Here is a 26,521-nt window from a genome sequence, read left to right as displayed (position 1 = left end):
CTGCAATATATGTGGCTGGTCACACTGGTTTACTTGGCAGTGCTTTAGTTAAAGTACTGAATAATGATGGATATAAAAATATTATTACCAGGTCACATAATGAGCTAGAATTAACTGATAAATCTAAGGTTGAGCACTTTTTCAAGGAAAATAAAATTGACTTTATATTTTTATGTGCCGGTAAAGTAGGTGGAATAATTGGCAATAAAACTAATCCAGCTTCTTATTTACATGAAAATTTACTGATTCAAGATAATATATTTGAGATGGCAAATAAATACGAAGTTCAAAATGTTATTTTTTACGGTTCATCTTGTACTTATCCAAAAGTCTGCAAACAACCAATGAAAGAAGAATATTGGTTAACAGGTCCGATTGAAGAGACAAGTATGGGTTATGCAGCTGCTAAAATAGCAGGTATAATTGGATGTAAATCATACAATACTCAATATAATACAAATAGATTTATTTGTGTTGTACCAAATTCTATATATGGTGCCAACGATAACTTTGATTTAGAAAACTCTCATGTGTTTTCGGCTCTCATAAGAAAGATAGATACAGCAAAACAAGAAAACAAAGATAGTTTAACTTTGTGGGGTAGTGGAAATCCAAGAAGAGAATTTATCTATAGTGAAGATGTAGCAAGTGCATCTATCTTTTTAATGCAAAATACTGAAAAATTGGAAAATAATCATTATAACCTTGGTTCAGGCACTGACTATTCTATTAAAGAGTTAGCTGAAGCTATTTCAAAAGTTGTAGGATATGAAGGTAAAATTGAGTGGGATAGTGAAAAACCAGACGGCACGATGAAAAAACTACTAGACAGTAGTAAATTTTTAGCACTTGGCTGGAAACCAAAAGTTAAGTTTATAGATGGATTAAAATCAACTTATCAATGGTATAAGGAAAATTATGAGTAACATACAACAGTTAAAAGAAAAATCAAAATTTATAAGATGTGAAACTCTTAAAATACATAAAATAGCACCGGAAACAAGAGTTGCTTCATCTTTATCTCCGATAGAAATTTTTGTGTCTTTATATTATGGAGATATACTAAATTTTAATCCAAAAGATCCAAGAGATAACAATAGAGATAGATTTATTATTTCTAAAGGGCATGGTTCTATATCTATGTATCCTCTTCTTGCAGATGTTGGTTTCTTTGATAAGAACGAATTAGATAATGTTTGTAAAGATGGTACATTCTTAGGTGGTATTCCAGATCCTATCATTCCCGGGTATGAAACAGTAAATGGTTCATTAGGTCATGGTTTAGGAGTAGGATGTGGTATAGCAGTTGCCCTTAAAACTAAAGGAAATAAACAAAATGTAGTTGTGTTAACTGGGGATGGTGAACTAAATGAAGGTTCAAATTGGGAAGCTATAATGTTTGCTCCTCAACATAATCTTGATAATGTTACTTTAATAGTAGATTATAACAAGGTCTCTATGCTTGATTTTAGTAAAAATATTATAAATATGAATTCATTAAACGATAAGTTTAAGGCGTTTAATTGGAACGTTTACGAAATAGTAGATGGTCACGATGTTGAAGAGGTGTATTCAACATTAAAAGAAGCAATAAAGGATAGAGATAATAAACCAAAAGTAGTAATTGTAAATACCATAAAGGGAAAAGGTGTTCCATTTTTAGAGACACACTCTTTAAGTCATATACTTTCTGTTAAACCAGATGATATAGACACTTTAATAGAGGAAATTCAAAATGCAGATTAAAGCTATGAGAGACACTTTTTTAACTTCTTTATATGAGAAAATGAAAAGTGATAAAACTATATTTTTTGTTGCAGCTGACTTTGGTGCTCCAATACTGGACAAAATTAGAGAAGATTATCCTGATAGATTTATAAATGTTGGAATTGCTGAGCAAAACCTTGTAAATGTAGCTACAGGTTTGGCTTTAGAAGGGTTTACTGTATATGCCTATGCAATTGCTCCATTTATCACTATGAGATGCTATGAACAAATAAGAGTAAATATATCAGTACTCTCGCATGTAAGACCTATGAATATAAATTTAATTGGAGTTGGTGCAGGAGTTAGTTATGCTATGAGTGGACCTACTCACCATTGTTTAGAAGATTTATCTATTATGAGTACATTGCCTAATATGGAAGTGTTTTCTCCAAGTGATTATATGACGGCAGAAGCTTATGTACAAAGAACACTATCTATAAAGAAACCAAAATATGTAAGATTTGATGCTAAACCAATGATAGCTTTAAAAGATGATATTCAAGATTTTGATAATGGATTTAGAGTTTTACAAAAAGGCAAAAAGTTAGCTATTATCTCTACAGGGTATATGAGTCAAAAAGCTATGGAAATAGCTAAAGAATTTGATATAACACTTATAGATTTATATTTTATTAATACTTACGATAAAAGTAAATTAGCGAAATTATTAAAAGATATTAATACTATTATAACGATTGAAGAGGCATTTAAAAGTAGCGGCGGTTTAGATGCTCAAATAAACTTTAATTTTAAAGATAAAAAAATTGTTAATTTAGGATTTGAAAAAAAATATACTTTTGAAATAGGAAGTCGTGAGTTTGTTCATGAAGAAAATGGGTTGGGTGATAAAGATATAAGAGAAGAGATTAAAAAGGCTCTGCAATGGTAGATATTGTATTTGTAAATCCTGGTGACAGAAAAGCAGTATTTCAAGATTTGGGCAAAGATTTAACAGCTATAGAACCTCCATTCCAAATAGCATCCTATGCTGCTTTTCTCAGAAATGAAGGTTATACGGTAGCTATAATAGATTCAAATGCTGAAAATATTTCTCCTGATGAGACAGCTAAAAAAATAAAAAAGTTAAACCCTCTTTTAGTAGCAGTCATAGTTTATGGAAATCAACCATCTGCGAGTACTCAAAATATGACTATAGCAGGTCGTATTGTTACAGCAGTTAAAGAATACACAAATAGTAAAGTAGTTATGGGTGGACTTCACCCTTCAGCACTTCCTAAAAGAACTATAGAGGAAGAAAATGCAGATTTTGTTATAGAAGGTGAAGAACAGATTCCTTTAAAGGAATTGATAGCGTGTATAAAAAGTGATAATGATTTATCAAAAGTCAGTGGACTTTGGTACAAAGAAAATAACGAAATTAAAAATAACGCAAAACCAAAACTCATAGATAATTTAGATAAATATTTGCCAATTGCTGCTTGGGATTTACTCCCAATGGAGAAGTATAGAGCTCATAACTGGCATTGTTTTGATAATATTGAAAATCGTATGCCTTATGGAGCTATATATACATCACTTGGTTGTCCATATAAATGTACTTTTTGTTGTATAAATGCTCCATTTGGAGGAAATAGTATAAGATATAGAAGTCCTAAGCTGGTAGTTCAGGAGATGGAACTATTAAATAAAAAATATGGTATAAAAAATATAAAAATAATTGATGAGATGTTTGTTCTTGATGAACGACACTATATGAAGATAATTGATTTACTGATAGAAAAAGATTTAGATTTAAATATATGGGCTTATGCAAGAGTAGACACTATACATGAAAATACTTTATCTAGAATGAAAAAAGCTGGGTTTAACTGGTTAGCATTAGGAATAGAGTCAGCAAATGCAGAAGTAAGAGATGGTGCCTCTAAAAAGATGAAGGTAAAAGATATCCAGAGCATAGTAACTAAGATTCAAGATAAAGGTATAAGAGTAATAGGAAACTATATATTTGGTTTACCAGATGATACTTTAGAATCTATGCAAGATACACTAGATATGGCAAAAGAGTTAAACTGTGAGTTTGGAAACTTTTATTGTGCTATGGCATATCCGGGCTCAGAACTTTATAATATAGCTTTGAAAGAAGGCTTAGAATTACCGAAAGAATGGACAGGGTATTCTCAACACTCTTATAACATTCAACCGCTACCATCAAAAACAGTGAGTGCTAAAGATATAGTACTCTTTAGAGATAATGCTTTTCATGAATATAATAGTAATCCAAAATATTTGGACATGTTGGAAAAAGAATTTGGATTAGATGTAAGGGAGCATATGGAAGAGATTACTAAAACTAGATTGAAAAGAAAAATTCTTGAAAATTAGTTTTAATAATGAATAAATATGAATATTTTCTTGAGTTATTATGAGTAAAAAAATATTAATAGTAACTAATAATTATTTACCTGGTTATAAAGCTGGAGGGCCTGTAAAATCTATTTCATCGATATGTAATATTTTGAAAGATAAGTATAATTTTACTGTTCTTACATCTAATTGTGATTTTGGAGAGAATAATGTATATGACAATGTGGAGTTTGATAAACCAATAAGGTTTCACGGATATAAAGTTATATACTTATCTAAAATAAATTTTAATACTATTAAATTATCTATAAACAATTGTTTACCAGACGTAGTTTATTTGAATAGTTTTTTTTCAAAATTTACACAGGTAATATTATTTCTGAAAAAAATTGGATTAATAAATACTAAAATTATTTTAGCACCAAGAGGTGAATTGTCTGATGGTGCTTTATCAATTAAGAATGTTAAGAAAAAACTATTTTTAAAAGTTTCTAAATTTCTATGTTTATATGATAGTGTCGTATTCCATTCAACAGATAAAATAGAGACTGTAGATATACAAAAATTATTTCCTAACAAAGTAAATTGTATTGCAAATTTAACAACTATAAATGAACAATCATTTGAAGGTATTAAAAAAAATAAAAATGAGATAAAAATTATTTTTTTATCTAGAATATCAAGAAAAAAAAATCTCTTTTATGCATTAGAAATATTGCGTAAATATAAATTTCAAGGTAATATAGTTTTTGATATCTATGGAACAATAGAAGATGAAAATTATTGGAATGAATGCCTAGAACAACTTTCATTTATGGATAATAATATAATTATTAAATATAAATCTCCAGTAAAACCCGAAAATGTTTCAAAAATAATGAGCCAATATCATATGTTTTTTTTACCAACTAAAAATGAAAACTTTGGACATGCTATTGTAGAAGCAATGCAAATAGGGTTAATACCATTGATAAGTGATCAAACCCCTTGGATTGATTTAGAATATCAAAAGGCTGGTTATTCAATAAGTTTAGAAAACCAAAAAGACTTTGTTCTCGCAATTTCAACTGTTTTAAAATATTCTCAAAGTGAATATTTGGAAATATCAAACAATGTAAAAGAATATGTTAATAGTAAATTAAATAATGATAAGTTAATAATTGAATATATTAATATGTTCAATTATAACTAATTGCAAAAAAGCTTTATTTTGAATATAAATAATAATTTAACTAATGTATTGAATTTTTTAAGATGGACAGCTGCATTTTTTGTTGTTTCAGGACATTTAAGGTCTTTTATCTTTCTAGATTATCAAAGTATTGACAGTATGAATAAAACTATTTTTATTAAATTTTTTTATTTTATTACAGGATTTGGACATCAGGGCGTTATAGTTTTTTTTGTAATTTCTGGATATTTAGTTGGTGGAAAAATTCTTAATGAATATATCTATAATAAAATTGATGTATTCTTTATAAAAAAATATTTTGTTAATAGATTCACAAGAATTTATATAGTCCTAATTCCAGCAATTGTTTTAGGGTACATATTTGATACTATTGGTCATACTATGTTTGATGAAAAGATTTATTTAAATTTTTATCATTTTTCAGCTATGAACTATATTCCAATAGATAGATTGAGTTATGTTAATATAATTGGAAACATATTTAATTTACAGGGCATCTCTATTAATACATTAGGCTCAAATGCTCCATTGTGGAGTTTATCAAATGAGTGGTGGTATTATATAATATTTATTTTATTTTTTATTAATAGATTAACTTTTATCTTTGCTTTATTTATTATTGCAATGATTCTATTTTTTGGTAACGGTCAGTTGCTTTTATATTCATCAATTTGGATATTAGGGGCTATCTCTTTATTAATTAATAAAAACATTATTAATGTATTTATATCTATAATAGTCTTGTTTTTTGTATTGTTATTTTCAAGAATATATGATGGATTTGTAGTTGATTTTCTATTAGCTACATCACTAGTTCTGATGATTAATGGTATTAAGTATACGAATTTAAAGATTAATTATTTCAATAAAATGAATTTAAAATTTGCAGATTTCTCCTACTCGCTTTATTTATTTCATTTTCCATTCATTGTTTTAATGCTTTCTATTTTAAACTATAAAGATTTAATTATAATACAACTTACTCCTAATGTAAATGCTTTTATTATTTTTTTCTTTATGTTGGTTTTTGTCTATCTATATAGTTTTTTTGCTTATATACTATTTGAATCAAAGACTAGTTTCATGAAACAAAAAATATATAAGATTTTAGGGTTGTGTTAATTTTAATATGCTTATATATACAATAATGTTAGAATTGCATTGATAAGGAATTAGAAAATGTTTGAAAATAAAATATTATTAATTACTGGTGGAACTGGGTCGTTCGGAAATGCAGTTCTTAGAAGATTTTTAGATACAAATATAAAAGAAATAAGAATTTTTTCTCGTGATGAAAAAAAACAAGATGATATGAGAAAAGAATATAACAATTATAAGTTGAAATTTTATCTTGGTGATGTTAGAGATATAAATTCTATTATAGATGCAATGAGAGGTGTTGATTATGTGTTTCATGCAGCAGCTCTTAAGCAAGTGCCATCTTGTGAATTTTATCCTATGCAAGCGGTTCAAACTAATGTTATAGGCACTGAAAATGTATTAAATGTTGCAATAAATGCTAATGTTAAAAAAGTTATTGTTTTAAGTACAGATAAAGCTGTTTATCCTATAAATGCTATGGGTGTAAGTAAAGCGATGATGGAAAGAGTAGCAGTTGCAAAGAGCAGAAGTTTTGATGAAAATGAAATAATGATAGCATGCACAAGATATGGCAATGTTATGGCTTCTCGTGGTTCTGTTATACCATTATTTATAGATCAAATACGAAATGATAAAAGTATAACAATTACAGACCCTTCTATGACTAGATTTATGATGAGTTTGGATCAAGCTGTAGAACTTGTATTGTTTGCCTTTGAAAATGGTAAGAACGGGGATATATTTGTGCAAAAAGCCCCTGCTGCGACTATAGAGCTTTTAGCAAACACATTGAAAAAGATGCTCAATAAACCGGAGCATAAAGTTGGTATTATAGGCACAAGACATAGTGAGAAACTTTACGAGACTTTATTGACGCGCGAAGAGATGGTTAATGCTATAGACATGGAAGGTTATTATAGAATTCCAGCAGATAATAGAGATTTAAATTATGATAAATTTTTTGAGGATGGGGAAGTTGTTGTAACTGAAGCACATGAATATCATTCTCACAATACTCATAGACTAAATGAAGATGAGTTAAGAGAGATGTTGTTAGACCTTAGAGAAATTCAAGATGATTTAAAAGAATTCGGAATAGTTTAATTGAAGATACTTATAACTGGTTCAAATGGTTTCATTGCTAAAAATTTAATAGAACATTTAAAAAGAGATTCGGATATTATATTATATTTATACAGTAAAAAAGATTCTCCAAGTATTCTTGAAGCTTATGTCAAAGAAGTTGATTTTATATTTCATCTAGCAGGTGTAAATAGACCTAAAAATGTAAATGAATTTTATAAAGGAAATAGTGATTTAACAAAAACTATTGCAGATATTTTAATTAGTTCAAATAAAAACACACCCATATTATTATCATCATCGACTCAAGCAAATCTAAATAACGATTATGGAAAAAGTAAATTAGAAGCTGAAAATTTATTAATTAATTATGCGAAAAAAACAAGTACTAATGTATATATTTATAGATTACCAAATGTTTTTGGTAAGTGGTCAAAGCCAAACTACAATTCAGTTATATCTACATGGTGTCATAATATAGCTAATAATTTAGAGATACAAGTAAATGATAAAGATGTAGAATTAAATCTTGTTTATATTGATGATGTAGTAAAATCTTTTATTAAGAAATTAGATAATAAAACTGATGAAAAATATATTCATTTAGATATAGTATATAAAAAGACTTTGGGACAAATAGAAGAATTGTTGTATCAATTCAAAAATAATAGAGAAACTTTGGTTATTCCGGCAGTAGCTTCTGGATTTGAAAGAGCACTTTATGCTACTTATTTAAGTTATTTATCTATGAATGATTTTTCTTATACATTAAAAGGGCATAAAGATGATAGAGGTACTTTTTATGAGATTTTAAAAACTCTAGATAGTGGACAGTTTTCACTCTCTACAACTGCCCCTGGTATAAAGCGCGGAGATCATTATCATCATACAAAAAATGAAAAGTTTTTAGTGGTTAAGGGCAAAGCAATAATTGAGTTTAAGCATATTTTAACAAATGAAATTATCTCATATCGTGTTGATGACAAAAAGATGCAAGTTGTGGAAATGATACCTGGATACAGCCACAATATTAAAAATATAGGTGATGAAGAGATGATATTGTTAATATGGGCAAATGAGTGCTATGATGTAAATAATCCGGATACATATTATTTAAAGGTTTAAAATGATTAAAAAGTTAAAAGTTATAACTATTATTGGCACAAGACCGGAGATTATTAGACTTTCTTGTGTTATTGCTAAACTTGAAGAATCAAATGCGATTGAACATATATTAATTCATACTGGACAAAATTATGACTACGAACTCAATGAAGTGTTTTTTAATGATTTTAATCTAAGAAAACCGGATTATTTTCTAAATGCTGCTGGAGCCAACCCATCTGAAACAATAGGTAAAATTTTAATTGCTGTTGACCCTGTTTTAGAAAAAGAAAATCCTGATGCAGTCTTGATATTAGGAGATACTAATAGTTGTCTTTGTGCAATACCTGCAAAAAAGAGAAAAATACCAATTTTTCACATGGAAGCAGGAAATAGATGTTTTGACCAAAGAGTTCCAGAAGAAACAAATAGAAAAATAGTTGATCACACTAGTGATATAAATCTTACATATAGTGATATCGCAAGGGAATATTTACTTAGAGAAGGACTACCTGCTGACAGGGTAATAAAAACTGGAAGTCCAATGTATGAAGTTATAAACAATAAATTAACAGATATAAATAACTCTAATATACTTGAAGAACTATCTTTGGCTAAAGGTCAGTATTTTGTGATTTCAGCACACCGTGAAGAAAATATAAATTCTGATAAGAACTTTTTAGATTTAGTGGATACAATAAATGCCATTGCAAATATATATAAACTCCCAATAATTATTTCAACGCACCCTAGAACGCGAAATAAAATAGAAGAAAAAAGCGTTAAATTTGATTCTCTAGTGTCACTGATGAAACCCACTGGATTCAATGACTACATAAAACTGCAAAAAGAGGCTAAAGCAGTCTTGAGCGATAGTGGAACAATAAGTGAAGAGTCATCTATCTTGAAATTTCCTGCACTTAACATTAGAGAAGCGCATGAAAGACCAGAAGCTATGGAAGAAGCGTCTGTTATGATGGTAGGACTAGAAAAAGAGAGAATCTTACAAGGTTTAGAAGTTTTAACTACTCAAAAAGAAAATACTTTAAGAACAGTAGCAGACTATAGTATGTCAAATGTATCTGATAAAGTATTGAGAATAATCTTGTCGTATACAGACTATGTAAATAAAGTGGTGTGGAAGAAGAGTTGAACGCAAAAAATATTTTGATAGTAACTGAGTACTTTTACCCGGAAGAATTCAAAATAAATGAGATAGCTCTCGAGTGGAAAAAAAAAGGTTATAAGGTTGATGTTTTGACTCAAATGCCAACATATCCTCAAGGTAAAATATTTAGTGGTTACGAAAATAGATGGTATTCTAAAGATAAATATGAAGATATGAATGTTTATAGAGTAAAAGCGGTTACTGGATATAGAGAAAGTCTATTTAAAAAATTTTTTAAGTATTTTGTTTTCATGTTTTTAGGAAGTGTTGTAAGTTTAAAAATTGGCAAAAAATATGATTATGTTTTTGGATTTGATGTTGGTGCTTTATCAGGTATGATTCCAGCTGTATTACTCAAAAAGTTTTATAATAAAAAAGTTACTTTATGGATACAAGATATTTGGCCGGATAGTGTTTATGCCTATGGCTTTAAAAGAACAAAGTTTTTAGAGTTTTTTTTAAATTCTTTTGTAAAATTTGTTTATAAAAACAGTTCCAATTTTGCTGTTTCAGGAAATGGTTTTGTAAAGAGAATTAGGCAATATATAGAAAATGATAAAGAAATTAAATATTTACCAAATTGGGCTGATGAGTTTAATAAAGATTTAGAACCTTTTATATTTAACAAAGATAAAAAAATTCATTTTACTTTTGCAGGAAATATAGGCAAAGTTCAAAATCTAGATAATATTATAAAATCATTTGGTGATTTACCTAGTGAGTATATTCAAAGAGCACAACTAAACATTATTGGTGATGGTTCACATCTTCAAACTTTAAAAGATTTAGTAAATAAACATAACTTTGATAATATAATTTTTTGGGGTAGAAAGCCAAGAAATGATATGTATAAATATTTTAGAGCAAGTGATTTTTTAATAGTATCTCTAGTAGATAAACCAATATTCTCACTGACTGTTCCAGCTAAAATCCAAACATATATAGCAGCGAATAAACCTATTTTAGCTATTATAAATGGAGATGCTTCTGATATTATAAAAGATAATAATTTAGGCTACTATGCTAAACCAGATGATATTTCTGAGATTAAAAAAATCTTCATTAAATGTATTGATACAGATGAAAAAAGTATAGAAGAGTTTACAAAAAATTGTGAGCACCTTACTAATACTGCTTTTAATAAAGAGAGAATAATTGACTCTTTGCTTAAATTAACAATAGGAGAAAAATAATGATAGCAATTATTTCATTATTACCAATATTTGGTTTTGCTGCACTTTTTTATATTAATTTTAAAAAGAATATTTCCGTATCAATCTTTTTATCTATAACGTTTATTATCACGGTGCTATTCCTTTTTGGAATGATAAATTTCTTAAAATATGGAGCATATTTACTGTTTTATGGTGGTATTGGATTATTGCTATTGTTTAGTGTAAAGCATAAAGAAAAAATGTTTGGTGCATTAAAGTCGGTGCCATTTGCAATATATGTATTAAGTAGTATTGCATATCTGTATTTGATGAAAGATTCACAGTTGTTTTTTTGGGATGAGTATTCACACTGGGGCGCATTTATAAAAGAGATGAGTTATTTTAATGCATTTTATGATGCCTCAAGTGTTGCAGCGCATATAAACTATCCCCCAGGAATATCAACTTGGGAATATTTCATAGTTCTGCCAACAGGTTTCACTGAAGGGAAATTATATTTTGCATATTTTCTAATACTTTTTAGTTCTACACTTATGATGTATGAGAGATTAAACTTTAAGCAAATACATTGGATAGTTTTAATCTTTGCTTCTCAAATGATTTTATTTGCTGATTTTGGTCATTGGTTTAGCTCTATTTATGTGGATCATGTGGTTGGGGCAATGTTTGCTGGAATTGTCTTGAGTTATATATCAGATAAGTTTACTTTCAAAGAATTCTTACTGTTTATCTTTCCATTAGTTTCTATTTTATTGGTAAAAGAAATTGGTTTATACTTTGGAATAGCATCAATTGGGATGATGTTTATTTTAGAAATATTAAAAGTTAAACAAAGAGATGAAAAATCTTTATTATCAACTATAAAAGAAAAAAAAGAACTTGTGTTTATCTTCATTGCAATTCTGGTTTCATTATTATTTATATTGAAAGTGTGGGGAATAAGATTAGATTCTCATGGAATCTCAAAAGAAGGTCAAACCATAAGTGGTATAGCTAAAAGTTTACTATCTGATGAAAAAGTTTTGGATTCAAAGGTAGAAAAGGAAGTAAAAGAAAGATTTTGGACTGTTGTGAAATATCAACAACTGCATAAAGAACAAATATCACTTAACTACAATGAATTTAGTTATGGACTTATGCCAAAATATAAGCAAGAACTCAAGTTAAGCACAATAGGCATTTTCTTCTTTTTTGTTCTTATGAGTTTACTAGCTTACTGTATAACAGAAAATAAAAATAAAAAAAGAGATTTAAGTGTAATCTCTAGCTACATGCTGTTAATTACAATTATTTATTTATTTATTTTGTATTTTAGTTTTTTGGTTGCTTTTGGCAATGGTGCATTAAGAATCCCATCTTTTGTTAGATATATGAATATGTCAATATTGCCTCTATTATTAATAGGATTTTCATTATATCTCCCTGTATTTCAAGGGACAGAATCTTTTGCAAAAAAATTTACAAATAATAAAATCTTTTTATCAGGGTTAGGAGTTATTCTAATTCTGACATTTATAACAGAACCTTATTTTAAGCCATTGTATTCTCAATTCACAAATAGTTTTAGATTGCAAATAGATAAAGCAACAGAAAATATACTCAAAGAAATACCTGAAAAATCTACTATATTTGTGATATTTCCAGTTAAAAATAATGGAAGTTTAAATAATATATTGAAGTACTCTTTAATACCGGCAAAAGCCACTATTAGTGATAGTTCATTTTCTAGTAAAACATCTGATGAAATGATGAATACATTTTTGAAATATGATTATATTTGGTTTGCATCATTAAATCAAGAACTGCTAAATAAAAATAGAAGCTTTTTTAAGGCAGAATCAAATACAAATATTTATACTCTTTATAAAATAGAAAAAAAGAATGATTCAGTAAGTATTAATCCAATAAAATGACAGTATAAATGTTAAAAAAACAAATAATTAGATTTATAGCAGTCGGGATAGTAAATACTTTAGTATATTATTTTTTATATAGTTTATTTATATATTTAGAGTTTGATTATAAGTTGGCAGTTCTATTTTCTTCACTAATAGGAATGTTATTTAGTTTTATTACATTTGGAAGATATGTTTTTTCAAATAATAATAAAAAACTTATAGGAAAATTTTTTTTAGTATACGCTATATTATATGTATGTAATATAGGAATAATAAGTCTTGTTGAAGTAATAATACACAATTATTATATTTCTGGTTTTTTAGCAACAATATGTTGTGCAATTTTATCGTTTATTCTAAATAAATGGTATGTATATAAATAAATTAAAGGTAAATAATGAAAAATATTGCAGTATTAATACCGTGTTATAACGAAGAGTTAACGATAGCTAAAGTGATAAGTGATTTTAGGAAAGAACTCCCTGAAGCTATAATATATGTGTATGATAATAATTCTACGGATAATACAGCTTTGATTGCAAAGGAAAATGGTGCAGTTGTGAAGTTTGAAACAAGACAAGGTAAGGGGAATGTAATTAAGTCAATGTTTAGAAATATTGATGCAGATATTTATGTGATGATAGATGGTGATGATACATATCCTGCTGAATTTGTTCATAAAATAATACAACCAATAATTGATGATGAAGCGGATATTGTCATAGGTGATAGACACAGTAATGGGACGTATAAAGATGAGAATAAACGCCCATTACATAATTTTGGAAATAATTTAGTGAAAAATTTAATTAATAAATTATTTGTAGCAGACTTAAAAGATATTATGAGTGGATATAGAGCTTTTAATAAAAAATTTGTTAAAAATATTGCAATAAATAGTGGTGGCTTTGAAATTGAAACAGAGATGACTTTGCATACTTTAGATAAAAAGTTTTTACTGAAAGAAATACCAATAGAATACAGAGATAGACCAGAAGGTAGCTTTTCTAAGTTAAATACTTTTAGCGATGGTATTAGAGTATTAAAAACTATCTTTTGGGTTTTTAAAGATTACAAACCTTTGACATTTTTTACTCTTTTATCTTTTGTCTTTTTTCTACTGAGTTTGATAGTCGGATTACCTACTATTATGGAATTTATAAACACCTCATATGTTACAAAAGTACCTTCTGCTATTTTATCTGTTGGCTTAATGTTAATTTCTATATTATCTTTATTTAGTGGATTTATTTTAGATACTATTGTAAAGCAGCATAGGGAAAGTTATGAATTGAATTTTATTAGATGGATTGAAAGTAGTCGTAAGTAATGAAACAAATTCTACTCACAGGTTCAACGGGTTTTGTCGGAAATTATTTTATAAATAAGTATAATGATAAATATGAGATAAATACATTTTCGTTTTTAAATGATGACTTGAATAACTTGAATCTTAATAAGATAAATACAATTGTTCACTTGTCGGCATTGGTTCATCAGATGGGTGGGGCTAGTGCTGAGGAATATAAAAAAGTAAATATAATTCAAACTTTAGAGTTAGCTAAAAAAGCAAAAGTTTCTGGAATAAAACATTTTATATTTATGAGTACAGTTAAAGTATATGGGGAAGAATCAAATAAACCATATAATGAAAATACCATTTGCAAACCACAAGACGATTATGGAAAAACTAAATTAAAAGCAGAGCAGGAACTTAAAAAATTAGAAGATGATGATTTTATAGTTTCAATCATTAGAACGCCAATTATATATGGTTATGGTGTAAAAGCAAATATAAAAAATCTTATAAATCTAGTAAGTAAAGTTTCTATTTTACCTTTTGGAAAAATAGAAAATAAGAGAAGTATGGTTTATATTGGCAATATTTGTCATATGATTGATGTTATTATTCAAAAGCAAGTAAGTGGTGTATTTTTAGCATCTGATGACAATCCTTTGAGTACAACAAGGTTAATTAAATTAATAGCAAGAGAGTTGGATAAAAAAGTATATTTAATAAAAATTCCTTTTTTTGAGAGTTTTTTAAAGTTAGTTAAACCATCTTTTCATAAAAGACTATATGAGAGTTTAGAAGTTAATAATAGTCTGACGAAAAAAGTTTTAAAATATAAAAACATATATAGCATTGATGATGGAGTTAGGTTTATGATTAAGGGCATAGATAAATGACATATGTTGTTTTATTTCTACTTTCCTTTATGTTAACATATTTCATAAAAAACATAGCACTAAAAAAATCATTGGTAGCCATACCAAATGATAGAAGTTCTCACACGGAACCAACTCCACATGGTGGAGGGATTGCTGTAGCAATTACCTGGTTTGTTGGAATATCATATTTGTACTACATAAACGATATGAATAGTATTTTATATTTTTCATTACTTGCAGGCATGATAATATCTGTAGTCTCTTATTTAGATGATTTATATGAAATTAGTGCAAGAGTTAGGCTGCTTATTCAATCATTAATAGCTTCTTTGGCTTTATATTTACTGGGTGGCTTACAAAATATTGATTTATTCTTTTTTTCTATTGATAATCAAATAATTACAAATATTTTTGCTTTTTTTACTATAGTTTGGTTTATTAATCTCTATAACTTTTTAGACGGTATAGATGGATATGCTGGAAGTGAAGCTATTTTTTTGGGGCTTGCAGGTTTTTTACTATTTGGTGAAAGTCACTTTTTAGTTTTAGTTTTTGCCGTTTTAGGCTTTTTAGTTTGGAATTGGCACAAAGCAAAAATATTTATGGGAGATGTTGGTAGTACACTTCTTGGCTACAATATAGCTATATTTACAATATATTATGCCAATCAAGACGCTTTAAATTTATGGGTTTGGATTATCCTATTTGGACTTTTTTGGTTTGATGCAACTATTACACTTCTAAGAAGATATAAAAATAATGAAAAATTAAGTCAAGCGCACAAAAAACATGCATATCAAAGACTGACACAAAGTGGATGGACACATGATAAAGTGGTGATAGTTTCTATTGTTGTTAACTTGATTTTATTAATACTAGTTTATATTATTTCAAATACAGCAATGGCATTTTTTATATCAGTTATGTTATTGTACTTTGTTCTAAAGTTCATAGATAAAAAAAAGGCTTTTAATGCTTAATATAGATAGAAGAATATTAAACTTTCTAGTAATAATCATATTTACATTTATCACATTTTGGTGGACTTTTTTCATATTTCATCAATCATTTGATATATCTATAGTTCTAAGTGTTATTGCTATTCGTATGGTCGCTTCTAGGTCTATATTTAATGATTACTCTCTGGCTTGGTCAAAAGCTTCTCAAAAAACCTTTCTCATAAAAAGCTTTGTGTATATAGCAGCATTTTTTGTTTATTTGCCTATATTTTATGGAGAAATCAGATTTTCATTTATGGTGTCAGAACTCTTTTTATATCTTTTTACTATAAACTTTACTATGTATATGTATTATTATTTAGTAAATAAGAGTCGTACAGTGAAGACAAAATCAGTCGTAATATATGGTGCTGGAAGGGCTGGTGTTAAATTAGAGTCAGAGTTTATACATAGTGAATATAGAGTCAAATATTTTGTTGATGATGACAACATAATTCAAAATCGTTCAATTGATTCTATTAAAGTGATATCAAGAGAAAAATTAAAAAACAATATTGTAGATGTTAAACTTGATTTATTGGTTATTGCAATGCCCTCAGTTTCCAAAGAGGTGACAAAAGAAATCTATAATGATTTAAGTGAATATTTTAAAGAGATAAAAATTTTACCATCTATGGATGAAATATTAGAGAGCAAAGACTTTTCTACTCAACTTAAAGATATCTCAGTCGAAGATTTACTTGCACGACATCCGAAAGATTTAGATAAACGAAAGATAGAGAGTTTTATAAAAGATAAAACTGTTTTAGTAACAGGTGCCGGTGGGAGTATAGGTAGTGAAATATGTAGGCAGTGTGAGAAGTTTGGTGCAAAAAAACTTATATTGCTTGACCATAGTGAATACAATCTTTATGCAATATCTGAAGAAATAAATATGGATACTGTATGTGTCATGCAGAGTGTAGTAAATAGAAAAAATTTGGATGATACATTCAAAGCCCATAAACCTGATATAGTGATTCATGCAGCCGCTTATAAGCATGTGCCTTTGGTTGAGGCGAATATACAAGAGGGCATTGTTAATAATATTTTAGGTACTAAGAATGTTATAGATGCATCTATAAAGTATGGTGTAAAAAAGTTTGTGATGATATCAACGGATAAAGCAGTTAGACCGACAAATGTTATGGGAACAACTAAGCGAGTCTGTGAACTTTATGCTCAAAATTCTAATGGAAAAGGTACTGACATAGTTGCGGTAAGATTTGGTAACGTACTGGGCAGCAGTGGAAGTGTTATTCCTAAGTTTAAATTTCAAATTGCTAATGGAAAAAATATTACCGTGACGCATCCGGATATTACAAGGTATTTTATGCTTATACCTGAAGCTTGTGAGCTCGTACTTCAAGCTGGAGCTATAGGAACAGGCGGAGAGATATTTATTTTAGATATGGGTGAGCCTATAAAGATAGTTGATTTAGCTAAAAAGATGATTGAATTAAGCGGTAACAAAGATATAAAAATAGAATTTACAGGACTTCGTCCAGGAGAGAAGCTTTATGAAGAGCTTTTAATTGATGACAGTGACGCCAAAACTGATTATGATTCCATAACGGTTGCCACGCCGACTCATTATGATATAGATAAACTTAATGCCGATATTGAAGAACTATTGTCATCAGAAAATAAAATAGCAAAACTAAAAGAGATTGTACCGGAGTTTAATCATCAACTAAATATATGACATTTTGACATAATAATTGAAAAATATTAATTTTTATTATATACTGCTTTAAATTAAAAAAGGAGTTGAAATGAAAATTTTAGCAATGGTTATTTTAGGGTTTAGTATATTGTTTGGTGCCGTAGATATAAATACGGCAAGTAAAGAAGAATTGATGACATTAAAAGGCTTAGGAGATAAAAAAGCTGCTGCTGTTATTGAATATAGAGCTACTCATTGCTTTGAAAGTGTAGATGCTATAGTAAAAGTAAAAGGTATAGGAAAGAAATTTGTTAAGAATAATAAAGATAATCTAACTGCCAGTGAGTGTAAAAAATAAATATTTCTACACTTGTGGGCTTGTTATACTAAAACATGCCCCACAAATTTACTCATATTATCCATGATCTCTGAGCCTTTTCTAAAGCTAAGTCCGCAAGACTCATATGCGAAGAAAACACCGGCTTGGTATTTTGACCCTTTTGCATCTTTATTGAACTCCACATACTCTTGATAGACTTTTTTATAGTTACCGTACGGTCCGTCAATATGCTCTAGAATTTGACCATCAGCATCTATGATCTTAGTGTTTGCACCTTCTCTGCCAAATGCACTCTTTTCAACTTGTTTAGTAGCATTTAAAGGCTCAAAAGAAGTTTTTAGAAGGTATGGGCTGTCCGGGAACAAATCATACATGATTTTCATTATGCCTTTTGACTGAAAGAGCAGGGTGTATGCAGGGTTGAGTATAATCGCTTTTTGGTTTTTTATGATAGTTGTCAAGGTAGTAGCAAGTTCAGGTTCATCACTTCCTATATCTTCCCAAGGAAAAAGTTTAAACCAATACTCATATTGATTATCATGAGCGTCATATATTCCGCTCTCATCAAACTTTATATTTTGTAAATATTCAAACCCTGTATTGAAGCCTGCATCTGTAGCCATTTGTTGTAGAAGTCTTGTTGTCGCTTCTTCTTCATCATTACCTTCGACGCTTGAGAAAAGAATTTTCCAGCCGTCATAACGCTCTTCAAAGGTTGATAAATCATCTTCTAGCGTTATAAGTCTTTTAAAATTTTCACTGATTGCTTCATATATATTGTTGAACTGCTTATCTTCATCCATATTATTTTGTTTAAGCAAAGCCCATTGAAGCAGGGTTGTCTCAAAAAGAGATGTCGGTGTATCAGCATTGAATTCTATCAATTTAATTGGCTTGCCGTCTATTCCACCTGCTAAATCAAAACGACCGTATACATGCCAGTGAACATCGTTTTCCCAGCTTTTTTTGATTGTCTCTATAAGATTAAACGGAATGCCGAGTTCAAAAAAAAGATTATTATCAATGACGAACTGAGCTGCTTCAACGTACATATCATATATTTTATTGCCCGCTTCATAGTAAGATTCGGCTTCGGCTGATGAGATTTCGACAAGTTCATCGTTAATATATTTGCTTCCGTCACTGTCTGTATGCCAAGTAAAACCCAATTCTTCAAGGGTACCATCACTTAATGGGTTTAATTTTTGTAATGTAATCATCCTGCGTAACTTCTGCTCCCGTAAGATGATGTTTTACTGCTTCCGCCAAAAAAACTCTTTTTAGTGGAGCTGCTACTAGAGGCTCTTGAAGCTGCAGAACGGCTGTAAGCACTTTTATTTACACTGCTTGAGCGCTTTGAAAAGTTTTTGTTGTTCATAAGTGCATTACCTATCATGTTTCCAAGAAGTGATCCTGCTGCAACGGCAAGTATGGTTCCTGCTAGTCCCATACCGGCACTGCTGTCTCCGTTTTGAACAGTTTCAGATGTTCCATTTTGAACTTTTTGATACTCTTGTTCAGCCATAGCTTTCATCTCAGATTCATTCATAAAACGCTCAGTTACATTTCCATTAGCATCTTTTTCACGTATGATTGCTCTGCTTGGGCCCTCAGTCGGCATCTCTTCAACTACGATATATTTTCCATTGGTTTGCTGCTCTATTACTAAAAATTTATTTTGAGCTTGTTCTTGCTGTTGTGAACATCCGCTTAGGACACTCATCATGATTACTCCTGCACTCCCTAGTGCCACGCCGTTTGCTATATTTGAGATATGTCTCATTTAATTAAATCCTTTTTATTTAGAAGTATCGTTTTTTTAAGTTCATAGTCATAAAATGTGATTTTCTTTCTGCCTTCATAGTAAGCATCACCTCTGTATGTGTACTTACTGTCTTTATATGTAACATTTTTTTTCATTAACAGAATCTCTCCAAGATTATTACCGACTATAGGAATAAGTGTTGAAAGTGATGCCACAGATAAAAAACCAATTACGATAATGCTAATTTTTATGTTGTTGATATAAGTATATACAAATCCTATTAGAGCACTTGTAAGTGCATAGATATAAATATTCTGATGATCTGCAAACAGGATGTTGTAATACAAATCAATTTTATAAAAATCAATATAGTTTAGCTTTATACCCAAAAATATAAAATAATCAAAAATAAATGTAAAAAAAATACCGGTCAAAAATGCTTGAAAAAACTTTGTCATCTTATTCTTTTCCTTCTTGAATGATTGATTTTATAAAGAGAGGAAGAACTCAACTCCCTTAATCCATCTTTGTTCTCTACTATTATATCAGCTTTTTGCATACAAAAGTCACGGTCAAAATTTTTGCTGGATTCATTTGCCGAGGTAGAATAGTGCCAAAAATATTTTTTTAATACTTGAGAATCAAGAGAACTTTCATGTACTCTAAATGCCCTGTTTTTAACAATAAAAGTTGTCTTCTTTGACCTGCGAACTCTGTTTTTAAACTTGCTTGGTATTCTATGTTGGGATGCAAGCAGAGTTTTAAAGTTTTTATATACTTTTATGAATGGTTTGGAAGATTGTCTAGACTTTATATCTTGTAGTTTTTTTTCATCTTGAGATAAAAAACCGACGGTAGTGTCGGTCTGAGTTAGTATGACCTTCACGCTTAAGCGAGAAAGTCTTGTAGAGCTTGAGAAGCTGCCCATGAGCCGTCACCCATTTCATCAAGTGCTAAGATAAGAGCTCTTGCCGCACTAAGAGTCGTGAAATATGGAATATTTCTCTTTAGAACTTCTTGACGGATAACTACAGCATCTTTTTTTGAAGTGTTGTTGTCTGAAGTGTTGATTGCCATTGAAATCTCATCATTTTTCATGCTGTCTTCAATATTTGGACGACCTTCAGATATTTTTAAAACACGTTCACAAGGAATGCCCGCTTCTTCGATGATTGCTTGCGTACCTTTAGTAGCCACAAGTTTGAATCCGTGTCTATTCAGTCCGTTGGCAATCTCTGCCGCATGAACTTTATCAGTATCTACGAAAGACAAGAAACAAGTTCCTTCTGTCGGGATTTTATTTCCTGCTGAAAGTTGTGCTTTTGCAAAACTGATGCCGAAGTTTGAGCTGATTCCCATAACTTCACCAGTTGATTTCATCTCAGGAGAAAGAACCAAGTCCGCACCATAAAGTTTATGGAAAGGGAAAACTGCCTCTTTAACAGAAACGTGACCTTTTAGCTTGGGTTTTAGCAGACCGTTAACTTCTTGAACTATGTCATATCTGTCATAATACGCCAATGCATTTCTAAGAGTCTCACCTACCATTACACGAGTCGCAACTTTTGCTAAAGGCATACCGGTAGCTTTTGATACAAAAGGAACAGTTCTAGAAGCTCTTGGATTAACCTCGATTAAGTATATTTCATCTTGGAAAATTGCATATTGAACATTCATAAGACCGACAACACCAAGGCCGAGGGCTATTGTTTTAGTCTGCTGTTCTACTTTTTCAATCATATCGGCTGAAAGGTTTACAGGAGGAAGTGAACACGCACTGTCTCCCGAGTGAATTCCCGCTTCTTCGATGTGCTGCATTACGGAACCGATGTAAACATCAGTGCCATCACAGATAGCATCTACGTCTAGTTCAATCGCCTGGTCTAAAAACTTGTCAATTAAAACAGGGGCTTCATTAGAAACAGATATAGCCAAGTCCATATATTGGCGAAGTTCATCTTCGCTGTAAACGATTCTCATACCGCGACCGCCAAGAACGAAAGATGGGCGAACAAGTACTGGAAAACCTAGTTTCTCTGCAATGATAAAAGACTCTTCTTTTGTGCGAGCTAAACCGTTTGCCGGCTGTTTAAGTCCGTGTCTGTTTACAAAATCTGAAAACTGTTCTCTGTCTTCTGCAAGATCGATCACTGCAGAAGGAGTTCCAGAGATATTGGCACCTATCTTCGTTAGGCCGTCTGCAAGTTTTAGTGGAGTCTGACCACCAAAGTGAACGATGATGCCATCTGGTTGCTCGTTTTCAATAACCTCTCTAACATGTTCAAAGTCAATAGGTTCAAAGTAAAGTACATCAGAAGTATCGTAGTCAGTAGAAACAGTTTCAGGATTACAGTTGTACATAATACACTCAATATCCATCTCCTTTAGAGCAAAAGCAGCATGAACACAACAGTAGTCAAACTCGATTCCCTGACCGATTCTGTTTGGTCCGCCGCCTAGAATAAGAACTTTTTTCTTGTCACTTACTCTGTTTTTTGCAGTAGTAGATGCAGTAATGTTAGTAGTTGAGTAAAGATATGGAGTAAGAGCTTCAAACTCAGCAGCACAAGTATCAACTTCATTGAACTCTAAGGATACGCCTAGAGCTTTTCTTGCTTTATAAACTTCACTTTCACTAACGTTCTGGTTTGAGTTCTTAGCTATTAGTTGAGAGATTCTTTTATCTGAAAAACCATCAACTTTAATGCTTCTCATAAACTTCGCATCAAATAAAATCTTGTCCGTAATGGTTGTTTCAGCTTGAAGAATCTCTTCTAGTTGGTAAAGGAACCACGGGTCGATCTGACATGTCTCAAACATCTCTTCAACACTCATCCCACGACGAAAACCTTCAGCAACATATAAAATACGGTCGGCATTTGGACGGCGAATCTCATGTTTGACAAATTCATCATCAGCATCTATAGGCTCAAAACCACAAAGACCCGTCTCAAGCGAACAAAGAGCTTTTTGTAAAGACTCTTTAAATGTTCTACCAATTGCCATAACTTCACCGACAGATTTCATACTAGTACTTAGTGTGCTTTGTGCTTCTGGGAATTTTTCAAATGTAAAACGAGGTATCTTTGTAACAACGTAGTCAATTACAGGCTCAAAAGATGCTGGTGTTCCAGTTATATCATTTGTAATTTCATCAAGTGTATAACCGATAGCCAGTAGAGTTGCAACTTTTGCAATAGGATAACCTGTTGCTTTAGATGCAAGAGCAGAAGAGCGAGATACACGAGGGTTCATCTCGATAACAATCATTCTTCCTGTTTTTGGATCTATTGAAAATTGAACATTAGATCCACCCGTGTCAACACCGATTTCTCTCAGAATATCAAAAGAGGCATTACGCATTCTTTGGTACTCTTTGTCAGTTAGTGTAAGAGCTGGAGCTACTGTAATAGAATCACCCGTATGAACACCCATAGGGTCAAAGTTTTCTATAGAACAGATGATGATGCAGTTATCCGCTTTATCACGGATAACTTCCATTTCATACTCTTTCCAACCAAGCATAGATTCCATAATTTCAATTTCGTTTACAGGAGAAGCTGAAAGACCTTCTTGTGCTAATTTTTCAAACTCTTCCATATTATATGCTACACCTGAACCACCGCCTGCAAGTGTAAAAGAAGCTCTACTGATTACTGGAAAACCAATCTCACGAACTACTTCTATTGCCTCTTCAACACTGTAGGCATTAGCACTTTTTGGTAAGTCCATACCAATTTTAGTCATAGCCTCATTAAAAGCTGAACGATCTTCACCTTTATGGATGGATTCTGGAGATGCACCTAAAAACTCAACTCCTTCTAGCATCCCTTTTTCATACATGCTAGTAGCTACGTTAAGTGCAGTTTGTCCGCCCATTGTCGGAAGAATTGCATCTACGTTTTCTTTTTTTATAATCTCGGCAATTACGTCTTCTTTGATAGGTTCTATATAAGTTCTATCGGCAAATTCCGGATCTGTCATAATTGTTGCAGGATTTGAATTGATAAGGATTACACGATACCCTTGCTCTTTTAGCGTTTTAACAGCTTGAGTTCCTGAGTAGTCAAATTCACAAGCCTGACCAATAATAATTGGACCAGAGCCTATAAGTAAAATAGTGTTGATGTCGGTGCGTTTTGGCATTTTTTACCTTCTAATAATCTATACATAAAAATTTTGTTATTATAGGCAAAAAGCACTTAATATTTGATGAGTTTTAAGAAGCTTTTTTAATATTGAAAAGTATATATAAGAGATAATAATCCTGAGTAGATATAATCATCATTTACTATAGGACTATTTGTAGCTTCTTTAGAGATTTTGTCCACCCTGAGATTGACAAGAGCAGACAATTTTTTAGTAAAAGGATATTTGATGTAAGTCTGTGCTCCAACTTGAAATCCTTCATTAGGTATATACTCTTTTCGTGTGCCTAATTCTTCTGATTTTTTAACACCGTAATAGTAGTTTATAAAGTCACTGGATTGATATATAAAAATCAAACTTGGATATAGTGAAAAATTTGCAAACTCAAAATCATAACCGACTTCTGTCTTTAATATCCACGATTCATGTCTGTCTAGCATATCTGTTAGAGCCATTATCTCTATGTAAGCTTTGTCGGTTTTTGCACTGAATGCCAAACCGCCTTCCCAAGAAGTTTTTCTCTCATCCATACCTTGTATATCCGAAGATTTATAACCGTAAATCCTTGGTTGTGCCGTTAAAGAAAATCCCCAAGAGTAATCTTCTTGTTTGTCTCCGTAAAAATAAATACCTATTCTGGTCCACCTTGCATAAGCTACACCATTGTCAAAAAATATTACGGGAGATGGAAGGAGTATATCATCAACATTATTATACGGCTGAGTCTGAATATATGGACCCGCACCTATCGTAATTTTCTGCTTTTTTTCTTGAGCATTTGCAACTGATAAAATTAATAATAATATAAGAAAATATTTCATCTTACATCCTTTATCATATAAAAATAATTTGGGTCATTTGCTTTATAGTAAGGCTCTATAACTGCGTTTTGATAACCTTGAGATGTCTTGACAGATAATACACGTCCTACTTTTAGACCTTTAAAAAAAATATTATCCAGTCCTGAGGTTATAACTTCATCACCGATTTCAATTTTAAACCATGCAGGAATAAATTTTACGATCAGGTTTTGCGCATTATTTCCATGAGCAATTCCCGGAGCTTTTTTCCCACCCACATAAACGGCATATGAACTTTGAAAATCTTTATTTAGGAGTCCCAATGGCTTTTTGTTTTTTGGAATTATTATACCTGCAACTAATTCATTATATGTAAGTCCGTAGATTTTAGAAGAATTATAGTCTTTTACATCTATCCAGATTCTGTTTAAATCTCCAAATTTTTCATAAGAGATTGTTCTTACTAACTCTACTTTTGGAGATGTGCTTAGCTCGGAGTTGTTAGCTTTAAAGAGGTCATTTATCTCAGATGCCATTTGCTGCATGACAAGATGATTGTTTTCATATTTTTGTAGTTTTTCTTTAAGTTGGGTAATATAGTCGGCTTGAAAAGTGTGTTTATCAATGCTGTTTTGTATAAATTCCGTAGTATTATGATAGTTTGATTTTAAGTGGTTAAGAGCCGAAATTAAAGGCCCTTGAATATTGTTTGTATAATAAAGTGCACCCACAAAGAGTGCAATAAAAAGTGAAAAAAAGCTAAGTAGCTCTTTATTCATTTTCGAAAAGTTCTTGTAGTAGGTCTATCTCTTCTAGTGCGCGACCGGTTCCACGAGCTACTGCAAGCAATGGCTCATCAGCAACATATACAGGAACTTTTACGATATCGGCTAAAAATTTATCAAGTTGACGGATAAGAGCCCCGCCACCTGTTAAGATAATACCATGGTTTACAATGTCACCTGAAAGATCCGGCGGCATTTTTTCCAACACATCGCGAAGTGCTTCAGCAACTTCTTTGAGTGGTTCTTTCATAGCTTCTCTTGCATCTTCACTTGTTAGTTCAACCGAACTTAAAAGACCTTCAACCTGATCTCTACCGTTAACAACCATAGTAAGTTCTTCATTTAATGAAACTGCTGTTCCGATATTTATTTTAATCTCTTCAGCCGTTCTCTCTCCGATAAGAAGATTGTACTTTTTCTTTACATAATCAACTATTGCTTTGTCAAGTTTGTCCCCGGCTGTTCTTATAGACTTAGACAGAACAAGTCCACCAAGTGAGACAACACCTATCTCTGTTGTACCGCCACCGATATCAACGACTAAGTTTCCTTGAGGTTCACGAATATCAATTCCTGCACCGATTGCTGCTGCCATAGGTTCTTCTATAAGAAAAACTTCACGAGCACCTGCACTTAAAGCCGACTCTCTAACTGCTTTTCTCTCAACCTGAGTCAGACCGTAAGGTACACAGATAATAATTCTGGGACTAATAAGAGTGCTTCTTCCGTGAGCTTTTTCAATGAACTTTCTAATCATTTTCTCTGTCATATCAAAGTCAGCGATTACACCGTCTCTCATAGGACGAATAGCTTTAATGTTTCCAGGTGTTTTACCGACCATCTCTTTAGCTTCATGGCCAACTGCCAGAACTCTTTGATGACCATATTTTTCAGTTTTTACGGCAACAACAGATGGCTCATTAATAATAATCCCGCGACCCTTTGCAATTACAATTGTATTTGCCGTTCCTAGGTCGATAGATAAATCGTTTGAAAAAAGCCCTATTAGTTTGTTAAATATCATTCTTTTACC

25 protein-coding genes are annotated in these 26,521 nt (G+C 30.8%); 17 read left to right on the top strand and 8 right to left on the bottom strand.

Going from position 1 to position 26,521, the window contains the following annotated elements:
- The first annotated feature begins 11 nt into the window (after window positions 1-11).
- The 17 genes from ABYK18_RS00805 (at window position 12) to ABYK18_RS00725 (ending at window position 18,007) form a co-directional block, all read left to right on the top strand.
- A complete protein-coding gene (locus tag ABYK18_RS00805) occupies window positions 12-926 on the top strand; it encodes a GDP-L-fucose synthase family protein (RefSeq protein WP_373034653.1) in 915 nt (304 codons plus the stop codon).
- Entirely contained in the window at window positions 919-1,746 is an 828-nt protein-coding gene (locus ABYK18_RS00800; protein ID WP_373034652.1) for a transketolase, read from the top strand. The genes ABYK18_RS00805 and ABYK18_RS00800 overlap by 8 nt, the downstream gene beginning before the upstream one ends.
- Window positions 1,736-2,656, top strand: coding sequence for a transketolase family protein (locus tag ABYK18_RS00795; protein WP_373034651.1), 921 nt, complete (start codon window positions 1,736-1,738; stop codon window positions 2,654-2,656). Before ABYK18_RS00800 ends, ABYK18_RS00795 begins: the two co-directional genes overlap by 11 nt.
- Window positions 2,650-4,110, top strand: coding sequence for a radical SAM protein (locus ABYK18_RS00790; protein ID WP_373034650.1), 1,461 nt, complete (start codon window positions 2,650-2,652; stop codon window positions 4,108-4,110). The genes ABYK18_RS00795 and ABYK18_RS00790 overlap by 7 nt, the downstream gene beginning before the upstream one ends.
- 40 nt (window positions 4,111-4,150) lie before the next feature.
- On the top strand, window positions 4,151-5,284 hold the full coding sequence (locus ABYK18_RS00785) for a glycosyltransferase (RefSeq protein ID WP_373034649.1): 1,134 nt from the start codon (window positions 4,151-4,153) through the stop codon (window positions 5,282-5,284).
- Between the two features lie 18 nt (window positions 5,285-5,302).
- The gene (locus tag ABYK18_RS00780) at window positions 5,303-6,406 is read left to right on the top strand and encodes an acyltransferase family protein (RefSeq protein ID WP_373034648.1); all 1,104 of its coding nucleotides are present in this window, start codon (window positions 5,303-5,305) and stop codon (window positions 6,404-6,406) included.
- A 57-nt stretch (window positions 6,407-6,463) separates the two neighbouring features.
- A complete protein-coding gene (locus tag ABYK18_RS00775) occupies window positions 6,464-7,489 on the top strand; it encodes a polysaccharide biosynthesis protein (protein ID WP_373034647.1) in 1,026 nt (341 codons plus the stop codon).
- Entirely contained in the window at window positions 7,490-8,593 is a 1,104-nt protein-coding gene (locus ABYK18_RS00770) for an NAD-dependent epimerase/dehydratase family protein (protein ID WP_373034646.1), read from the top strand. It begins immediately after the preceding gene.
- A gap of 1 nt (window position 8,594) precedes the next feature.
- On the top strand, window positions 8,595-9,725 hold the full coding sequence (gene wecB, locus ABYK18_RS00765) for a non-hydrolyzing UDP-N-acetylglucosamine 2-epimerase (RefSeq protein WP_373034645.1): 1,131 nt from the start codon (window positions 8,595-8,597) through the stop codon (window positions 9,723-9,725).
- A complete protein-coding gene (locus ABYK18_RS00760) occupies window positions 9,710-10,933 on the top strand; it encodes a glycosyltransferase family 4 protein (protein WP_373034644.1) in 1,224 nt (407 codons plus the stop codon). Before wecB ends, ABYK18_RS00760 begins: the two co-directional genes overlap by 16 nt.
- Entirely contained in the window at window positions 10,933-12,828 is a 1,896-nt protein-coding gene (locus tag ABYK18_RS00755; RefSeq protein WP_373034643.1) for a hypothetical protein, read from the top strand. The genes ABYK18_RS00760 and ABYK18_RS00755 overlap by 1 nt, the downstream gene beginning before the upstream one ends.
- Before the next feature lie 8 nt (window positions 12,829-12,836).
- Window positions 12,837-13,196, top strand: a complete 360-nt coding sequence (locus ABYK18_RS00750) for a GtrA family protein (protein ID WP_373034642.1) — start codon at window positions 12,837-12,839, stop codon at window positions 13,194-13,196.
- A 14-nt stretch (window positions 13,197-13,210) separates the two neighbouring features.
- Complete coding sequence (locus ABYK18_RS00745) at window positions 13,211-14,143, top strand: glycosyltransferase (protein ID WP_373034641.1); 933 nt, start codon at window positions 13,211-13,213, stop codon at window positions 14,141-14,143.
- On the top strand, window positions 14,143-15,003 hold the full coding sequence (locus tag ABYK18_RS00740; protein WP_373034640.1) for an NAD-dependent epimerase/dehydratase family protein: 861 nt from the start codon (window positions 14,143-14,145) through the stop codon (window positions 15,001-15,003). The genes ABYK18_RS00745 and ABYK18_RS00740 overlap by 1 nt, the downstream gene beginning before the upstream one ends.
- Window positions 15,000-15,965 carry a glycosyltransferase family 4 protein gene (locus ABYK18_RS00735; protein WP_373034639.1) on the top strand — a complete coding sequence of 322 codons (966 nt, stop codon included), beginning with the start codon at window positions 15,000-15,002 and terminating at the stop codon, window positions 15,963-15,965. Before ABYK18_RS00740 ends, ABYK18_RS00735 begins: the two co-directional genes overlap by 4 nt.
- Window positions 15,958-17,688, top strand: a complete 1,731-nt coding sequence (gene pglF, locus ABYK18_RS00730) for a UDP-N-acetylglucosamine 4,6-dehydratase (configuration-retaining) (RefSeq protein WP_373034638.1) — start codon at window positions 15,958-15,960, stop codon at window positions 17,686-17,688. The genes ABYK18_RS00735 and pglF overlap by 8 nt, the downstream gene beginning before the upstream one ends.
- A 70-nt stretch (window positions 17,689-17,758) precedes the next feature.
- A complete protein-coding gene (locus ABYK18_RS00725; RefSeq protein WP_373034637.1) occupies window positions 17,759-18,007 on the top strand; it encodes a ComEA family DNA-binding protein in 249 nt (82 codons plus the stop codon).
- Between the two features lie 23 nt (window positions 18,008-18,030).
- Here the strand turns inward: ABYK18_RS00725 and ABYK18_RS00720 are convergent, their stop codons facing one another.
- The 8 genes from ABYK18_RS00720 to ABYK18_RS00685 form a co-directional block, all read right to left on the bottom strand.
- Window positions 18,031-19,209 carry a glutathionylspermidine synthase family protein gene (locus ABYK18_RS00720; protein WP_373034636.1) on the bottom strand — a complete coding sequence of 393 codons (1,179 nt, stop codon included), beginning with the start codon at window positions 19,207-19,209 and terminating at the stop codon, window positions 18,031-18,033.
- Complete coding sequence (locus ABYK18_RS00715) at window positions 19,206-19,772, bottom strand: hypothetical protein (RefSeq protein WP_373034635.1); 567 nt, start codon at window positions 19,770-19,772, stop codon at window positions 19,206-19,208. Before ABYK18_RS00715 ends, ABYK18_RS00720 begins: the two co-directional genes overlap by 4 nt.
- Window positions 19,769-20,212 (bottom strand): hypothetical protein, encoded by a 444-nt coding sequence (locus ABYK18_RS00710; protein WP_373034634.1) that lies wholly within the window; start codon window positions 20,210-20,212, stop codon window positions 19,769-19,771. The genes ABYK18_RS00715 and ABYK18_RS00710 overlap by 4 nt, the downstream gene beginning before the upstream one ends.
- A complete protein-coding gene (locus ABYK18_RS00705) occupies window positions 20,209-20,682 on the bottom strand; it encodes a hypothetical protein (protein WP_373034633.1) in 474 nt (157 codons plus the stop codon). Before ABYK18_RS00705 ends, ABYK18_RS00710 begins: the two co-directional genes overlap by 4 nt.
- Window positions 20,643-23,900 carry a carbamoyl-phosphate synthase large subunit gene (carB, locus tag ABYK18_RS00700; RefSeq protein WP_373034632.1) on the bottom strand — a complete coding sequence of 1,086 codons (3,258 nt, stop codon included), beginning with the start codon at window positions 23,898-23,900 and terminating at the stop codon, window positions 20,643-20,645. The genes ABYK18_RS00705 and carB overlap by 40 nt, the downstream gene beginning before the upstream one ends.
- A gap of 86 nt (window positions 23,901-23,986) precedes the next feature.
- Window positions 23,987-24,724, bottom strand: coding sequence for a MipA/OmpV family protein (locus ABYK18_RS00695; protein ID WP_373034631.1), 738 nt, complete (start codon window positions 24,722-24,724; stop codon window positions 23,987-23,989).
- The gene (gene mreC, locus ABYK18_RS00690; protein WP_373034630.1) at window positions 24,721-25,482 is read right to left on the bottom strand and encodes a rod shape-determining protein MreC; all 762 of its coding nucleotides are present in this window, start codon (window positions 25,480-25,482) and stop codon (window positions 24,721-24,723) included. The genes ABYK18_RS00695 and mreC overlap by 4 nt, the downstream gene beginning before the upstream one ends.
- Window positions 25,475-26,512 (bottom strand): rod shape-determining protein, encoded by a 1,038-nt coding sequence (locus ABYK18_RS00685; protein WP_373034629.1) that lies wholly within the window; start codon window positions 26,510-26,512, stop codon window positions 25,475-25,477. Before ABYK18_RS00685 ends, mreC begins: the two co-directional genes overlap by 8 nt.
- Between the last annotated feature and the right edge of the window lie 9 nt (window positions 26,513-26,521).

The organism is Sulfurimonas sp. (genome assembly GCF_041563495.1).
In the GTDB taxonomy this organism is placed as follows: Bacteria; Campylobacterota; Campylobacteria; order Campylobacterales; family Sulfurimonadaceae; genus Sulfurimonas.
This window is presented reverse-complemented; position numbering and strand designations above follow the sequence as displayed.

Excerpts from the sequence above, each read along its gene's own strand:
- ABYK18_RS00800 (WP_373034652.1), top strand. The coding sequence starts at position 919 with ATGAGTAACATACAACAGTTAAAAGAAAAATCAAAATTTATAAGATGT.
- ABYK18_RS00795 (WP_373034651.1), top strand. The coding sequence starts at position 1,736 with ATGCAGATTAAAGCTATGAGAGACACTTTTTTAACTTCTTTATATGAG.
- ABYK18_RS00790 (WP_373034650.1), top strand. The coding sequence starts at position 2,650 with ATGGTAGATATTGTATTTGTAAATCCTGGTGACAGAAAAGCAGTATTT.
- ABYK18_RS00785 (WP_373034649.1), top strand. The coding sequence starts at position 4,151 with ATGAGTAAAAAAATATTAATAGTAACTAATAATTATTTACCTGGTTAT.
- ABYK18_RS00775 (WP_373034647.1), top strand. The coding sequence starts at position 6,464 with ATGTTTGAAAATAAAATATTATTAATTACTGGTGGAACTGGGTCGTTC.
- wecB (WP_373034645.1), top strand. The coding sequence starts at position 8,595 with ATGATTAAAAAGTTAAAAGTTATAACTATTATTGGCACAAGACCGGAG.
- ABYK18_RS00755 (WP_373034643.1), top strand. The coding sequence starts at position 10,933 with ATGATAGCAATTATTTCATTATTACCAATATTTGGTTTTGCTGCACTT.
- ABYK18_RS00750 (WP_373034642.1), top strand. The coding sequence starts at position 12,837 with ATGTTAAAAAAACAAATAATTAGATTTATAGCAGTCGGGATAGTAAAT.
- ABYK18_RS00745 (WP_373034641.1), top strand. The coding sequence starts at position 13,211 with ATGAAAAATATTGCAGTATTAATACCGTGTTATAACGAAGAGTTAACG.
- ABYK18_RS00740 (WP_373034640.1), top strand. The coding sequence starts at position 14,143 with ATGAAACAAATTCTACTCACAGGTTCAACGGGTTTTGTCGGAAATTAT.
- ABYK18_RS00735 (WP_373034639.1), top strand. The coding sequence starts at position 15,000 with ATGACATATGTTGTTTTATTTCTACTTTCCTTTATGTTAACATATTTC.
- pglF (WP_373034638.1), top strand. The coding sequence starts at position 15,958 with ATGCTTAATATAGATAGAAGAATATTAAACTTTCTAGTAATAATCATA.
- ABYK18_RS00725 (WP_373034637.1), top strand. The coding sequence starts at position 17,759 with ATGAAAATTTTAGCAATGGTTATTTTAGGGTTTAGTATATTGTTTGGT.
- ABYK18_RS00720 (WP_373034636.1), bottom strand. The coding sequence starts at position 19,209 with ATGATTACATTACAAAAATTAAACCCATTAAGTGATGGTACCCTTGAA.
- ABYK18_RS00715 (WP_373034635.1), bottom strand. The coding sequence starts at position 19,772 with ATGAGACATATCTCAAATATAGCAAACGGCGTGGCACTAGGGAGTGCA.
- ABYK18_RS00710 (WP_373034634.1), bottom strand. The coding sequence starts at position 20,212 with ATGACAAAGTTTTTTCAAGCATTTTTGACCGGTATTTTTTTTACATTT.
- ABYK18_RS00705 (WP_373034633.1), bottom strand. The coding sequence starts at position 20,682 with ATGGGCAGCTTCTCAAGCTCTACAAGACTTTCTCGCTTAAGCGTGAAG.
- carB (WP_373034632.1), bottom strand. The coding sequence starts at position 23,900 with ATGCCAAAACGCACCGACATCAACACTATTTTACTTATAGGCTCTGGT.
- ABYK18_RS00695 (WP_373034631.1), bottom strand. The coding sequence starts at position 24,724 with ATGAAATATTTTCTTATATTATTATTAATTTTATCAGTTGCAAATGCT.
- mreC (WP_373034630.1), bottom strand. The coding sequence starts at position 25,482 with ATGAATAAAGAGCTACTTAGCTTTTTTTCACTTTTTATTGCACTCTTT.
- ABYK18_RS00685 (WP_373034629.1), bottom strand. The coding sequence starts at position 26,512 with ATGATATTTAACAAACTAATAGGGCTTTTTTCAAACGATTTATCTATC.